Origin of the sequence: Nocardioides hankookensis (genome assembly GCF_042658885.1) — a bacterium.
GTDB classification, from domain to species: domain Bacteria; phylum Actinomycetota; class Actinomycetes; order Propionibacteriales; family Nocardioidaceae; genus Nocardioides; species Nocardioides hankookensis.
In genome coordinates this window covers 115,706-128,717 of record NZ_JBHSRJ010000002.1, presented here as the reverse complement: position 1 = coordinate 128,717, position 13,012 = coordinate 115,706, and the positions used below count along the sequence as shown (strand labels likewise).

Below are 13,012 nucleotides of genomic sequence, written 5' to 3'. Positions count from 1 at the left end.
CATCACCGGCATGCGCTTCGCGGTGGTCTCGGCCTTCGTGCCGGTCGAGGAGATCGCTCCGGTCGCCATCGCCGCCGACGAGCTCGGCTACGACAGCCTCACGATCGCCGACCACGTCGTCGACCTCGAGACGCTCGCGACGCCGTACCCCTACGAGGCCAGCGGCCAGCGGCGCTGGGACCACGACTGCGCGTGGCCGGACCCGTGGGTGCTGGCCGGGTCGCTGGCCGCGGTGACCACGCGGCTGCGCTTCTTCACCTCGGTGTACGTCGCGGCGCTGCGGAGCCCCTTCCAGGTCGCGAAGTCGGTCGGCACGGCGGCCGTGCTGTCCGGCGGCCGGGTCGCGCTCGGCGTCGGGGTCGGCTGGTGCCGCGAGGAGTTCGAGCTGCTGGAGCAGGACTTCGGCACCCGCGGGCGTCGCACGGACGAGGCCATCGAGCTGATGCGCGACCTGTGGCGGCCGGGCTGGACGTCGTACGACGGCGACCGCATGGTGATGAAGCCCGAGCCCGGTGCGGTGCCGGTGCTGGTCGGCGGTCTGTCCGACGTCGCGCTGCGACGGGCCGCGCGCAACGACGGGTGGGTCGGTGACATCTGCACCACCGACGAGGCGATCGCGACGGCGCGCCGGCTCGCCGAGCTCCGCGACGAGGCCGGCCTCGACGGCCCGTTCGAGGTGATCCCGCCGCTGAGCGACGCCCTGCTGCCCGAGGACTTCGCGCGGGCCCGCGATGGCGGGGTCACCGAGGTGATGACCGCCCCGTGGATGTACTACTTCGGCCGGCGTGCGTCGCTGGAGCAGAAGATCGAGGGCCTGCACCGCTTCCGCGACGACGTCCTGGTGCATCTCCGATGACGGCCGGCGCCGACCAGCACCGCCGCAACCGGCGCGGCGACGCGACCCGGGCGCGGATGCTCGCGGCCGCCCTGGACTGCCTCGCGACCGGCGACCCCGACGCGGTCTCCGCCAACCACGTCGCCCGCCAGGCCGGCGTCACCTGGGGTGCCGTGAAGTACCAGTTCGGCGACGTCGACGGACTCTGGGCCGCGGTGCTCGACCACCTCGAGGAGCGTCGCGGCGGACCGCTGTCCTTCCCGGGCTCGGTCGACCAGACCGTCGAGGCACGGGTCGAGCAGATCGTCACGACCCTCTGGCGTGGCCTCGAGCTGCCCGACTCCCGCGCGATCGACACGCTGCGGGTGGCGCTGCCCCGCGAGCGCGGGGAGCTCGAGCAGAAGCTCCCCCGGACCGCCGAGGCCCTGGCGTCCTGGCAGGTGAGCTGGGTCGAGACCTGCCAGACCGCGTTCGCCGACCTCGACCTGGACCCGGAGCGGGTGCGCGAGGTCGCGGCGCTGCTGCCCGGCGCGATGCGCGGCCTCAGCTCCGAGGCGCACCTCTCGACGTACTCCGACCTCGACCTGGCCCGACGCGGCCTGGCGCGCTCGATCGCCGCCTACCTCGGGGAGCAGGGATGACCGCCTACCCGCACCTGCTCGCACCGGGCCGGATCGGCACGATGGAGCTGCGCAACCGGCTGGTGATGTCGCCGATGGAGACGATGTACGGCACGCCCGAGGGTCTTCCCTCGGACCGCACCGTCGCCTACTTCGCCGCCCGGGCCGCGGGCGGCGTGGGGCTGGTGACGGTCGGCGCGACCGGCGTCGACCCGTTGCACCCCGAGACGCCGGGCGGCCTGCACCTCGGCACCGACGAGTCGGTCGCCGCGCACCGTCGTCTCGTCGACGCCGTGCACGAGCACGGCGCCCGGATCCAGCCGCAGATCGTGCACGCCGGCCCCGACGGCCTCGGCCCGGAGATGCACGGCGTCGACTCGCTCGGGCCGTCCGTCATCCCGTCGTACCTGACCGGCCGCCCCTCGACCGAGGTCACCCGGGCCCAGATCACCGAGGTGCTGGACCGCATCAAGGCCGGCGTACGACGGGCCCGCGAGGCGGGGTACGACGGCGTCGAGCTGCACGCCGCGCACGGCTACATGTTCCTGGGCTCGTTCCTGGCGCCGCAGCGCAACCGGCGCGGTGACCGCTACCGCGGCAGCTCCGTCGAGGGCCGCATCCGCGTGGTGCTCGAGGCGCTGGCCGCGATCCGGGCCGAGGTCGGCGCGGACTTCCCGGTCACCCTGCGGATCTCCGGCTACGAGCGGGTGGCGGGCGGACGGCCGTCGTACGAGACGGCGCTGGTGGCGCCGCTCCTCGTCGAGGCCGGAGTCGACGCGTTCCACGTCAGCGGCGGTGTCATCGACCGGCTGGTCACGCAGATGGTCAACGGGGCGTCGTACGGCGACGGGCCGAACGTCGCCGCGGCCACCGCCGTCAAGGAGGTCGTCGACGTCCCCGTGATCGCGGTCGGCCGGCTGCACGACCCGGCCCTGGCCGAGCAGGTGCTCGCCGACGGCCGGGCGGACTTCGTCGCCCTGGCGCGACCGCTGCTCGCGGATCCCGACCTGCCCCGCAAGCTCACCTCGGGTGCGCGCGTGCGCCGCTGCATCTCCTGCGAGAACTGCATCGACTCGCTGGAGGAGCGGCTCGCGACCGACTGCGCGATCAACCCCCTGACCGGTCGCGAGCACGAGCTGCTCCCGCTGCCGGTCGCCCGGCGACGGCACGTGGTCGTGGTCGGCGGCGGACCCGGCGGACTCGACGCCGCGCGACGCGCGGCCGCCCAGGGTCACCGGGTGACCCTGCTGGAGGCGTCCGACCGGCTCGGCGGCCGGTTCCGTCATGCCGCCGCGCTCCGCCCGGCGAACGCGCTCTTCCTCGACTGGCTGCTCGCCGAGGTCGCCGACTCCGCCATCGAGGTGCACCTCGACACGGTCGCGAAGCCCGACGCCGTCGCCGCGCTCGAGCCCGACACGGTCGTGGTCGCCAACGGCGGGATGCACGTCGTCCCCGAGGCCGGCCAGGACACACCGAACGTCATCGACCTGGTCGGCGTGCTGCAGGGCTGGCACGTCGGCCGCAAGGTCTGCGTGGTCGGCGGGACGCTGCCCGGGGTCGCGATCGCAGGCCACCTGGCCGCCGGCGGACACCTGGTGTCGCTGCTCGAGCCGGGGCCGGAGCTGGCCCCCGAGGTGGGACCGAAGCGCCGCACCGAGGAGCTGGACGAGCTCGACCGGCTCGGCGTCGCCGTCCACGTCGGGACCGCGATCGAGGGCTACACCGACGGCGGCGTCGAGTTCACGCCGCAGGGCGGCAGCACCCGCGAGCTGCGGGCCGACACGTTCGTGGTCACCGGATGGTTCGGGCCGAACCTCCGGCTGCACGACGCGATCGCGGCGCGGCTGCCGGGCATCGACGTGTACGCCGTCGGCGACTGCCGCGGCTACGGCCTGGTCCGCCAGGCGACGGAGGACGCCGCGCGTGCGGCGTACGAGTGGGGACAGACGAGCGACAGGAGCGGGGCTTGAGCGAGTTCGGCGGGTTCATCCAGGACGAGGTCGCGAACGACGAGCTCGACCGCATCGAGGCGGCGTACGGCCCGCTGGCGGCGGCCGTGCGCGAGCTCGTCGACGCGACGATCCGGAGCACGGTGCCTCCCGAGGAGGCCGCCCTCGCGCTGGCCGAGGTCGAGGCGGTCGTGAAGCGGCTGCGGGCCCAGCAGATGCCCGGCCCCGCTGGCGTGCGCTTCAACTCCGAGGGCCGCGCCTGGAACTGGGGCAACGCCGTCGTCGGCCTGCGCAACGCGATCGCGCCGCCCCTGGAGATCGTCCACGTCCGCTCCGGCCTCGCCCACGCGAACGTCGACCTCGGGGCGGCGTACGAAGGACCGCCCGGCCTGGTCCACGGCGGCGCCACCGCGCTGCTGCTCGACCACATCATGGGCGAGACCGCCGCGGCGGCGTTCACGCGCGTGACCTTCACCGGCACCCTGACGATGGTCTACCGGCGCGGCACCCCCCTCGGACCGCTGCGGCTGGACGCGCGCATCGACCGCGAGGAGGGCCGCAAGGTCTGGGTCGTCGCCTCCATCGGTGACGAGGAGGGCCCCACCGTCGAGGCCGAGGGCATCTTCATCATCCCGAGGTGGGCGACCTAGGAAGGATCAGTCCTCGCGCTCGAGCACGAAGTAGTAGGAGCGGCCCTCGTGACGCACGCCCTTGCCGTTCATCAGGCCGAGCAGCACGCCGTCCTCGACCAGCTTGAAGTGGTCGATCACCGGCTGGCCGTCGTAGACCATCGCGGCGGTGACCTCGCCGTCGAGCTCGATGTCCCACAGCGACGCGAGGCCGCGTCCGAGCTCCTGGTTGGAGAAGAGCTCGCCGTCCTCGCCGCGGCAGACCAGCGGGTGCGCCTCACGCTGTGACACGAACCGCTTGCCGTGCCAGCCGGAGGCCGCGAGCATCGCGTGCACCGGGTGGTCGGTCTCGAAGTCGGAGCCGCGCCACGAGCCGAGGATGTCGGCGGCGCGGACCGGCGTGCAGTCGGCCCAGAGGGCGTCGAGGTCCTCGGCCGGTACGTCGTCCATCGCCTGCAGCGCGGCCAACCGGCGGCGCAGCAGCGACGCACTCATCGCTCACCGACCGGCGCGTAGAGGCGGTCCAGCACGTCGGCGTACTTCTGGTGGACGACGCGGCGCTTGAGCTTGAGCGTCGGGGTCAGCTCCTCGGACTCGGCGGTCCACTCGACCGGCAGCAGCTCGAAGGCCTTGATCTGCTCGGGCCGCGAGAGGCGGGCGTTGGCGGAGTCGACGGCGGCCTGCGCCATCGCGACGATCTGTGGGTGCTGCGCGAGCTCGGCCAACGACGAGGCCTCGATGCCGAGCTGCTGGGCCACGACCGGGACAACCTCACCGTCGAGCGTGAGGACGGCGACGCAGTAGGGCCGGCCCTCGCCGAAGACCAGCGCGTGGCCGACGACCGGCGACTCCTTGAGCAGGTTCTCGATGTTGGACGGGGCGACGTTCTTGCCCGACGAGGTGATGATCATTTCCTTCTTGCGGTCCACGACCCGCAGGAACCCGTCGTCGTCGAGGGCCCCGATGTCGCCGGTGTGCACCCAGCCGTCCGCGTCGATGAGGGCCGCGGTCGCCTCGTCCTGGCGGAAGTAGCCAGGGGTGGCGACCGGGCCGCGGGCGAGGATCTCGCCGTCCTCGGCCAGGGTGACCTCGATGCCGGCCAGCGGCTTGCCGACGGTGCCGAGCCGGAACTGCTCCGGCCCTCCGGCGGTCACGGCCGCGGTCGTCTCGGTCATGCCGTAGACGTCGTAGATGCGCATCCCGAGCCCGGCGAAGAACCGTGCGGTCTCCAGGGGCATGGGTGCCGCGGCCGACGTGGCCCACTCGACCCGGTCGAGTCCGAGGAGCGCCCGCATCGGGGTCAGGGCGAGCTCGTCGACGACCTCGAAGCGGGCGGTCAGCTCCGGCGACGGCGCACGCCCGTACTCCTGGGCCTCGACGTGCTCGAGCCCGGTCGCCATCGCCTCCGCGACCGCCGCCCGCCGCTCCTCGTCCGGCTCGGCGGCCAGCCGGGCCGAGAGGGCGGTCTGGATCTTCTCCCAGACCCGCGGCACGCCGAAGAAGCGCGTCGGGTGCACCTCGGCGAGCGCCCCGACCAGCTGCGACGGGTCGGCGACGAGGTGCGCGTGCCCGCCCATGACCTGCGGGACGTACATGCCCAGCAGGCGCTCGGCGATGTGCGCCAGCGGCAGGTAGGAGACCCAGACCAGCTCGCCCTCGGGGGCAGCGGTGCGCAGGGACGAGTGCGCCTCGAAGAGCACGTTGCGGTGCGTGAGCACCACGCCCTTCGGGTGCCCGGTGGTGCCGGACGTGTAGAGGATCGTGACCGCGTCGTCGGGGCGTACGGCCGCCGCCGCCTCCGCCACCGCCGTCGGGTCGGTCGACCGCGCCGTGCGACCGCGCTCGACCAGGTCGGACCAGGCGACGTACTTCTCGCCGTCCGGGACCACGGTCTCGTCCAGCAGCACGACGGTGTGGATGCTGCCCGACGCGTCGAGCGCCGGACCCCACCGCCGGAGCTGGTCGGCACCCTCGAGCAGCACCACGGTCGGCTCGGAGTGGCCCGCGACGAAGAGCACCTGCTCGGGCGCCAGGGTCGCGTAGATCGACATCGGCGTCGCTCCGGCGTGCACCGCGGCCATGTCGACCACGACGTGCTCGATCCGGCTGGCGGCCATGATCGCGAGGGTGTCGCCGCGCCGTACGCCGCGGTCGAGCAGCGCCGCCGCGACGTCGAGCACCTGCTCGTGGTAGTCGCCCCAGGTGACGGTGCGCCAGCCCGGACCGTCGACGCCGACCTTGTCGGAGTACGCCGGCTCGTCGGCCCGCTCGCCGACGACCCGCTCCAACGTCGCGGGCAGCGTCAGCCCGGCGATCTGCTCCTCGATCTCCGCGCGCTGCGCGAGGACGTCGCTCATCTGTCTCTCCTCAGTAGCTCCGGGGCAGGCCCAGCATCTGGGTGCCGATGTGGGCGAGGATCAGCTCCTCGGCCACCGGGATGTTCTTGCCGATCCGGCTGTCCCGGAACAGCCGCTCGATCGGGTACTCCTTCGAGTAGGCCATCCCGCCGTACGTCTGGAACGCGCGGTCGGCGGCCTCCCACGCGACCTGCGCGGCGGTCAGCTTGGCGATGTTGGTCTCGTTGCCGCATGGCCGGCCCTGGTCGAAGAGCCACGCCGCCTTGTAGGTCATCAGCCGGGCCAGCTCGGTCTTGGCCTTGAGCTGCGCGAGCGGGAACTGGATGCCCTGGTTGGCGCCGATCGGTCGCCCGAAGACCTCCCGCTCCGAGGCGTAGTCGGCGGCCAGCCGCAGCGCGACCTCCGCGGCGCCGACACCGCCGGCGGCGGCCAGGATGCGCTCGGGGTTGAGCACGTCCCAGAGCACCGGGAATCCCTGGTCGACCTCGCCGATGACGTCGGACAGCGGGATCCGCACGTCGTCGAGGAACACCTGGCTCGAGGTGACGACGTTGCCGCCCAGCTTGGGGATCGGGGTGTACGACAGGGTGCCGTCGGCGAGCGCCTTCGGCACGTCGACCAGCGCGATCGTGAAGCCCGCGGTCCGCGAACCCAGCCGCTCCTTGGCCTCGGCGGCCGGGGTGGTGCGCGCGACCACCAGCATCCACTGGGCGTTCTCGATGCCGGAGATCCAGACCTTCTGGCCGCGGATCACCAGCTCGTCGCCGTCGACGCGGGCGGAGGTCGCGATCCCGATCGCGTTCGACCCGGCGTCGGGCTCGGTGAGCGCCATGCAGAACTGGGTCTCCCCCGTCGCGACCCCCGGCAGGATCTGGTGGCGCTGCTCCTCGGTGCCGTGCCGGGCCAGCGTCATCGCGCCGAAGCCCGGCGTGAGGATGTAGAGGAAGGTGCCGGCCGTGCCGCCGGAGGCCGCGAGGGTCTCGCACGCGACGGCCAGCTCGAGCATGCCGGCGCCACCGCCGCCGTACTCCTCGGGGACGCAGAGCCCGATCCAGCCGCCGTCCGCCAGGTCGCGCCACGCCTCGGCCGGGAACCGGTGCTCGTCCTCGCACCGGGACCAGTAGGCGTGGTCGTACTTGGCGGCCACGGCCGCGACGCCCTCGCGGACGGCGACCGCGGTCTCGGGGAGGTCGAAGTCCATGACCCGCACGCTAGCCCGTTGTTGGCAAACTGCCAACAGTGGCTGGATCTGTGCCACTGTGGGAGGGTGACGCCCGTGTCCAGCACCGTCGAGCGAGGCCGGCGCCTCGCGCCCGACGACCGTCGCGAGCAGCTGCTCCTCTGCGCCGAGCGGCTCTTCGGCGAGCGGCCCTACGCCCAGGTCTCGACGACCGACATCGCCCGCGAGGCGGGCATCGCGCGCGGCCTGCTCAACCACTACTTCGGCGACAAGCGCGGGCTCTACCTCGAGGTCGTCCGGCGGGCGGCCCTGCTGCCGACCATGGACCCCGCCCGGCTCCCGACCGGGACCCTCGAGGAGCGCGTGGACATCAGCGTGGCCTGGTTCCTGGACTCGGTGGAGCCGCACCGCCGGACCTACCTGACCGTCCGCGGCGCCGAGGGCGTGGGCGAGGACGCCGAGATCGCCGCGCTGATCGAGACGGCCGACGACACCGTCGCCCGCCGCGTCCTGGAGATGGTCGGCGTCGACCCCGAGGACGGCGCCGCCCGCGCGGCGGTCCGGGCGTACGGCGACCTCGCCAAGGGGACCGTGCGGGAGTGGAACCGCGGCGGCTCGCTCACCCGCGAGCAGGCCCATCTGCTGCTGCGCGAGTCGCTGCTGGCGATCGTCGACCGGGTCCTGCCGCCGCTGACCCGGGCCCGCGCGTGACCGACCGCGACGTCCCGGTCCCGGCCGGCTTCGACGTGCGCCGGCACCTGTCCGGCGTCGGCGCCCAGATGGCCGGCGGCGCCAACGTGATCCTCCAGCTGAGCTGGCCCGAGGTCGGCTACGGCGTGATGAACAGCCGCGTGCACGACGGCTCCGCGATGCTGCACCCGGTCAAGCGCGCCCGCACCACCTTCACCTACCTCGCGGTCGCGATGCTCGGCACCGACGCCGAGCGCACGGCGTACCGGCGCGCGGTGACCGGCCAGCACGCCCAGGTGGTCTCGCAGCCCGACGAGCCGGCGACCTACCGCGCGATGGACCCGGAGCTCCAGACCTGGGTCGCGGCCTGCCTCTACTACGGCACCGCCGACCTCGTCGAGAAGATGCACGGACCGCTGCCGGACGGCGAGGCCGACGCGCTCTACGCCTACTGCGCCCGCTTCGGCACGACGCTGCAGATGCCGGCCGCGTCGTGGCCCGCCGACCGCGCCGCGTTCGCGGCGTACTGGGAGGAGTCGCTGGCGCGGGTCCGCATCGACCCGCCGGTGCGCGACTACCTGATGCGCCTGACCCTGCTGGAGAACCTGCCGCGGCCGCTGCGCCGGCGCGCCCGCCACAACCTCTTCGTCACGACCGGCTTCCTGCCGCCGCTCTTCCGCGAGGCGATGGGGCTCGCGTGGACCGACGACGACCAGGCCCGCTTCGACCGGCTGATGGAGCGGACCGGTCGTCGCCAGCGTGCGCTCCCCGTCTCCGTGCGGATCTTCCCCTTCAACGCGCTGCTGCTGGACCTGCGCCGTCGGCTGCGGCGCGGCCGCCCGCTCGTCTGATCCGCCAGCACCGACCCGGAACACTGGAACACGTTTCAGTTTGGGCCTAGGTTGGCGCCATGACGACGTACTCCCGCGAGGAGCTCGAGACCGCCTTCCAGCAGTACCAGGACGAGGTGGACCGGATCGCCGGCAGCGGCGACTGGGACCGGTTCGCCGACCTCTTCGCCGAGGACGCGACGTACGTCGAGCACGCCTACGGCAGCTTCAGCGGCCGCGAGCAGATCCGGGCGTGGATCACGAAGACGATGTCGGAGTTCCCGGGCAGCGAGATGCCGCACTTCCCGATCACGTGGTACCTCGTCGACGAGGAGCGCGGGCGGATCGTCTGCGACGTCTACAACGAGATGCACGACCCCGGCGACGGCCAGCCGCACGGCGCCAGCAACATCACGATCCTCACGTACGCCGGCGACGGGCTGTGGTCGTGCGAGGAGGACATCTACAACCCGGCGACCTTCCTGCGGGCCACCAAGAAGTGGTGCCGGGTCGCCCGCGAGCACGACCGGATGACGCCGGAGGCGGAGGCCTGGATGGGGATGTTCGGGGGCTAGGTCGACGGCTCGATCGGCGGCACCGGGATCTGGAACGACGGCGCCGTCGTGCCGCCGTCGACCCGGAGCACCACGCCGGTGACCCACGACGACGCGGGCGAGGCCAGGTAGAGCGCGGCGGCGGCGATGTCGCGCGGCTGGCCGATCCGGCCCATCGGCGTGTTCGTCTCGTACGTCGCCCGCAGGTCGTCGTCCGACATCACGAAGTCCATCGCCTGGGTCGCGACGCCACCGACGCCGATCGCGTTCACCCGGACCTGCGGTGCCAGGTCGGCGGCCAGGTCCTGGGTGATCATGTTGAGGGCGGCCTTGCCGGCGCCGTACGCGAGCATCGAGGTCATCACCAGGTCGCCGGAGCGCGAGGAGATGTTGACGATCGAGCCGCCGCCCTGGGTGTCGACCATCGCCTGCGCGGCGAGCTTGCTGAGCAGGAACGGCGAGACCGCGTTGAACTGGAGCGCTGTGCTCAGGTAGCGCGCCGAGGTCTGCATCGCGGGCCGCGGCAGGCTGCCGCCGGCGTTGTTCACCAGGACCGAGAGCCTGCCGAACCGCGAGACCGTGGCGGCAACCAGTCGCTCGAGCTCCTCCTCGACCATCACGTCGGTCACCACGGCGAGGCCCGAGCGGCCGGTCGCCTCGACCAGGCGCACGGTCTCCTCGAGGTCGGCGGCGGTGCGGGCGGCGACCACCACGTCGGCGCCGGCCTCGGCGAAGGCGACGGCGATCGCCCGGCCGATCCCCGCTCCCCCACCGGTGATGACGGCGACCTGGTCGGTCAGCCGGAAGTCGTCGAGGATCACGGGTGACAACCTAGGTCGTCCTCCTGGAGTTAGGACAGGTGTGACCAGACGGAGCCACCCATGATCCCGAGCCGGGACCGACGCGCGTTCGACGAGTTCGTCGCGACCTCGGCCGACCGCCTCGTCCGTACGGCGTACCTGCTGTGCGGCGACCGCGGCCATGCCGAGGACCTCGTGCAGACCGCCCTCCTGCGCACCGCGCGCCGGTGGCGGAGCGCACGGCGGCAGCCCGAGGCGTACGCGCGCCGGGTCGTCGTCAACCTCGCCAAGGACCGGTGGCGCGACCTCGCCCGCCGGCCCGCGGAGGCACCGCTCGACGGCGTCGAGGCCACGATCCCCGTGGTCGACGGGCTGCTGGACCGCGACGAGCTGGTGCGCGCCGCCGCCCAGCTCCCGCCGGGCCAACGGGCCGTGCTCGTGCTGCGGTACTTCGACGACCTCTCGGTCGAGGAGACCGCGGTGACGCTCGGGTGCTCGACCGGCACCGTCAAGTCACAGACCTCGCGCGCCCTGGAACGCCTCCGGGCCGCGCTCACCCCCGAGAAGGAGAACGCCGATGTTGACCGATGACGACCTGACCCGCCAGCTGGGCGGGGCCTTCCGCGACGCCGCCGGCGACCTGGAGTACGCCGGCCGGGTGCCGACCCCGCGCACCCCGATCGCCACGGTCGGCGTGCCCCTCGCCTCGACCGCGGCGGTGGTCGCCGCCCTCACCGTCGCCTGGGCGTCGGCGCCCGGCGCCGACAGGCCCGCGTCCGACCCGTCGGCGAGCCGCGCGCCGTCGACCACCTCACCGTCGGCTCCCGAGGTCGTGACGCGGACCATCGAGGTCGCCGGCTTCGTGTTCAGCTACCGCGGCGAGCCGCGCGCCGACGACCTCTACGCCGACGGTCACGTCACCGTGCCCGACGACGCGACGTCCATCGACGCCCCGTCGGGCGTCGAGGCGTGGATCGGGGTCGACCCGGCGAGCGGCGACAACGCCGTCTACGTCAAGGCGCCCACGCGCAACGGCGGAGAGGTCTTCGCGGTCCTGTCGCCCACCTGGACGCAGGACCAGCTGGTCGACCTCTTCCGCAACGGCGACCGCGAGGCCCGCCCGATCCCCGAGGTCGGCTGACCTCACTTCACCCGGAGCGTCGACTTCGCGTTGGCGTAGCCCGGCTTGGACGCCAGCACCACGAGTCGCCCCTTCTTGGTCGACTTGGGGAAGGCGATCACGCACTTCCCGCTCGCCTTCGTCGTGCAGTGCTTGGGCCCGACCTTGACGACCGCGCCCGCCACGGCGTCACCGGCGTCGGTGACGGTGAAGGCCACCTTCTGCTTCTTCGTGCCGTGCTTCCACACGCCGGGCTTGCCCCGGACGGTCAGTGCGGCGACCACCTGGGTGTGCCAGAAGCCGTCACCGACCTGGATGACGACGTCACCGCGGCCGGTGCTGCCCTCGATGGCCAGCGAGTAGACGGCGGCCTTGCCGTGCGGCATGCCGACGTTGCGGACCGTGCCGAGCTTGCCGACGCTGCGGTCGGTGCGCAGCGCCTTGACGACCGGGATGTTGTCGGACCAGGCCAGCCACAGCCGGCCGGTCGGCCCGGCGCTGAGCGCGACCAGGTTGGCGTACTTGGTCCCCGGCACCTTGAGGACCTTGGAGCTGCCGACCTTCCAGAGGCCGACGTTCTCGCAGTAGGGGTAGCCGGTGCAGTACGCCAGGTAGACGCCGCCACCTGCACGGGCCACCATCGCGACCCGGCCTGCGGGGAGCGAGTCGCCGCCGACGCTCGAGCCGGGAGCCTTGATGATCGGCCCGAGGGTCGGGTAGATCTGGCGGACGAACGTGCCGTTGGCGCTCGCGCCGGTGCCGTTGGCGTACCACGCCATCCACACGTTCTCGCCGTCGCGCACCATCGTCATGTCGTAGGCGCAGCAGGGGACGTCGAAGGTCTGGTCGCCGCCAGCACCCGTCCCGACGTGCCAGGTGATGCTCGAGTTGAGCGGGTACGCCGCCACCGGCGTGCCGTCGGCCAGCGTCGTCGCGGCCGTGCCGTAGCTGCCGTACGCCGAGTGGCTGTCACCGACCGCCTCGGCCGGCAGCGTCCACGACGCCCCGCTGGCGGGTGCGGTCGCGGTGTACATCCGGCCGTCGGACCAGAACCCCGCACTCGTCGTCTGCTGCCCGCCGAAGACGGCCCGCAGGCCACCGCCCGGTCCGTCGACCAGGACGGGGGCCGAGTCCATGATCGACCACGTCGTCCCGAGCACGTCCTGCTGCCCGGTCACGGCTCCGCCCGCGCTGATCGAGGTGTGCGCGAGGCCCGTGTCGGCGCCGCTGCTCCTCGGGTAGAGAACGTGGAGGACACCGTCCGCGGTGCGGTGCAGGCTCGACTCGAAGTTGATGCCGCTGCCGCCGGTCGAGATCTTCGTCCAGCTGCCGGGCCCGCCGCGGTCGAGGTCGGGAGGTGCTGCGCCGACTGCCGCGCCTCCCGGAGCCGTCAGACCGGCTGCGAGCACCAACGCCGCACCACCGCACACCAAACGCACCGACCGCAT

General features: G+C 73.1%; 14 protein-coding genes. 9 read left to right on the top strand and 5 right to left on the bottom strand.

Annotated features, from left to right (window positions below; genetic code table 11):
• Positions 1 to 10: 10 nt before the first annotated feature.
• The 4 genes from ACFPYL_RS03535 to ACFPYL_RS03520 are packed head-to-tail and all read left to right on the top strand — an operon-like array spanning position 11 to position 4,054.
• Positions 11 to 856 (top strand): TIGR03619 family F420-dependent LLM class oxidoreductase, encoded by an 846-nt coding sequence (locus ACFPYL_RS03535; protein WP_379150394.1) that lies wholly within the window; start codon positions 11 to 13, stop codon positions 854 to 856.
• A complete protein-coding gene (locus ACFPYL_RS03530) occupies positions 853 to 1,476 on the top strand; it encodes a TetR/AcrR family transcriptional regulator (protein WP_379150392.1) in 624 nt (207 codons plus the stop codon). The genes ACFPYL_RS03535 and ACFPYL_RS03530 overlap by 4 nt, the downstream gene beginning before the upstream one ends.
• The gene (locus ACFPYL_RS03525; RefSeq protein WP_379150390.1) at positions 1,473 to 3,425 is read left to right on the top strand and encodes an oxidoreductase; all 1,953 of its coding nucleotides are present in this window, start codon (positions 1,473 to 1,475) and stop codon (positions 3,423 to 3,425) included. The genes ACFPYL_RS03530 and ACFPYL_RS03525 overlap by 4 nt, the downstream gene beginning before the upstream one ends.
• Positions 3,422 to 4,054, top strand: coding sequence for a PaaI family thioesterase (locus ACFPYL_RS03520; protein WP_379150388.1), 633 nt, complete (start codon positions 3,422 to 3,424; stop codon positions 4,052 to 4,054). Before ACFPYL_RS03525 ends, ACFPYL_RS03520 begins: the two co-directional genes overlap by 4 nt.
• 6 nt (positions 4,055 to 4,060) lie before the next feature.
• On the opposite strand, the gene ACFPYL_RS03515 is transcribed toward ACFPYL_RS03520, so the two are convergent.
• Genes ACFPYL_RS03515 through ACFPYL_RS03505 form a run of 3 tightly spaced genes read right to left on the bottom strand, consistent with a single transcriptional unit; the run spans position 4,061 to position 7,591 of the window.
• Positions 4,061 to 4,528, bottom strand: a complete 468-nt coding sequence (locus ACFPYL_RS03515) for a DUF4334 domain-containing protein (protein ID WP_379150386.1) — start codon at positions 4,526 to 4,528, stop codon at positions 4,061 to 4,063.
• The gene (locus ACFPYL_RS03510) at positions 4,525 to 6,390 is read right to left on the bottom strand and encodes an AMP-dependent synthetase/ligase (RefSeq protein WP_379150384.1); all 1,866 of its coding nucleotides are present in this window, start codon (positions 6,388 to 6,390) and stop codon (positions 4,525 to 4,527) included. The genes ACFPYL_RS03515 and ACFPYL_RS03510 overlap by 4 nt, the downstream gene beginning before the upstream one ends.
• Positions 6,391 to 6,400: 10 nt before the next feature.
• Positions 6,401 to 7,591, bottom strand: coding sequence for an acyl-CoA dehydrogenase family protein (locus ACFPYL_RS03505; RefSeq protein ID WP_379150382.1), 1,191 nt, complete (start codon positions 7,589 to 7,591; stop codon positions 6,401 to 6,403).
• A gap of 75 nt (positions 7,592 to 7,666) precedes the next feature.
• Here ACFPYL_RS03505 and ACFPYL_RS03500 point away from each other — a divergent pair, with 75 nt between their 5' ends.
• Genes ACFPYL_RS03500 through ACFPYL_RS03490 form a run of 3 tightly spaced genes read left to right on the top strand, consistent with a single transcriptional unit; the run spans position 7,667 to position 9,665 of the window.
• Positions 7,667 to 8,281 (top strand): TetR/AcrR family transcriptional regulator, encoded by a 615-nt coding sequence (locus ACFPYL_RS03500; RefSeq protein WP_379150380.1) that lies wholly within the window; start codon positions 7,667 to 7,669, stop codon positions 8,279 to 8,281.
• Entirely contained in the window at positions 8,278 to 9,111 is an 834-nt protein-coding gene (locus tag ACFPYL_RS03495) for an oxygenase MpaB family protein (protein WP_379150378.1), read from the top strand. Before ACFPYL_RS03500 ends, ACFPYL_RS03495 begins: the two co-directional genes overlap by 4 nt.
• Before the next feature lie 59 nt (positions 9,112 to 9,170).
• Positions 9,171 to 9,665 (top strand): nuclear transport factor 2 family protein, encoded by a 495-nt coding sequence (locus tag ACFPYL_RS03490; RefSeq protein ID WP_379150376.1) that lies wholly within the window; start codon positions 9,171 to 9,173, stop codon positions 9,663 to 9,665.
• On the opposite strand, the gene ACFPYL_RS03485 is transcribed toward ACFPYL_RS03490, so the two are convergent.
• Positions 9,662 to 10,465 (bottom strand): glucose 1-dehydrogenase, encoded by an 804-nt coding sequence (locus ACFPYL_RS03485; RefSeq protein WP_379150374.1) that lies wholly within the window; start codon positions 10,463 to 10,465, stop codon positions 9,662 to 9,664. The genes ACFPYL_RS03490 and ACFPYL_RS03485 overlap by 4 nt on opposite strands.
• Positions 10,466 to 10,525: 60 nt before the next feature.
• On the opposite strand from ACFPYL_RS03485, the gene ACFPYL_RS03480 reads away from it, so the two are divergent.
• Both ACFPYL_RS03480 and ACFPYL_RS03475 read left to right on the top strand, forming a co-directional pair.
• Positions 10,526 to 11,035, top strand: coding sequence for a SigE family RNA polymerase sigma factor (locus ACFPYL_RS03480; RefSeq protein ID WP_379150372.1), 510 nt, complete (start codon positions 10,526 to 10,528; stop codon positions 11,033 to 11,035).
• Positions 11,022 to 11,585 carry a hypothetical protein gene (locus ACFPYL_RS03475; protein ID WP_379150370.1) on the top strand — a complete coding sequence of 188 codons (564 nt, stop codon included), beginning with the start codon at positions 11,022 to 11,024 and terminating at the stop codon, positions 11,583 to 11,585. Before ACFPYL_RS03480 ends, ACFPYL_RS03475 begins: the two co-directional genes overlap by 14 nt.
• A gap of 2 nt (positions 11,586 to 11,587) precedes the next feature.
• Here ACFPYL_RS03475 and ACFPYL_RS03470 read toward each other — a convergent pair whose 3' ends face one another.
• Positions 11,588 to 12,973, bottom strand: a complete 1,386-nt coding sequence (locus ACFPYL_RS03470) for a hypothetical protein (protein ID WP_379150368.1) — start codon at positions 12,971 to 12,973, stop codon at positions 11,588 to 11,590.
• Between the last annotated feature and the right edge of the window lie 39 nt (positions 12,974 to 13,012).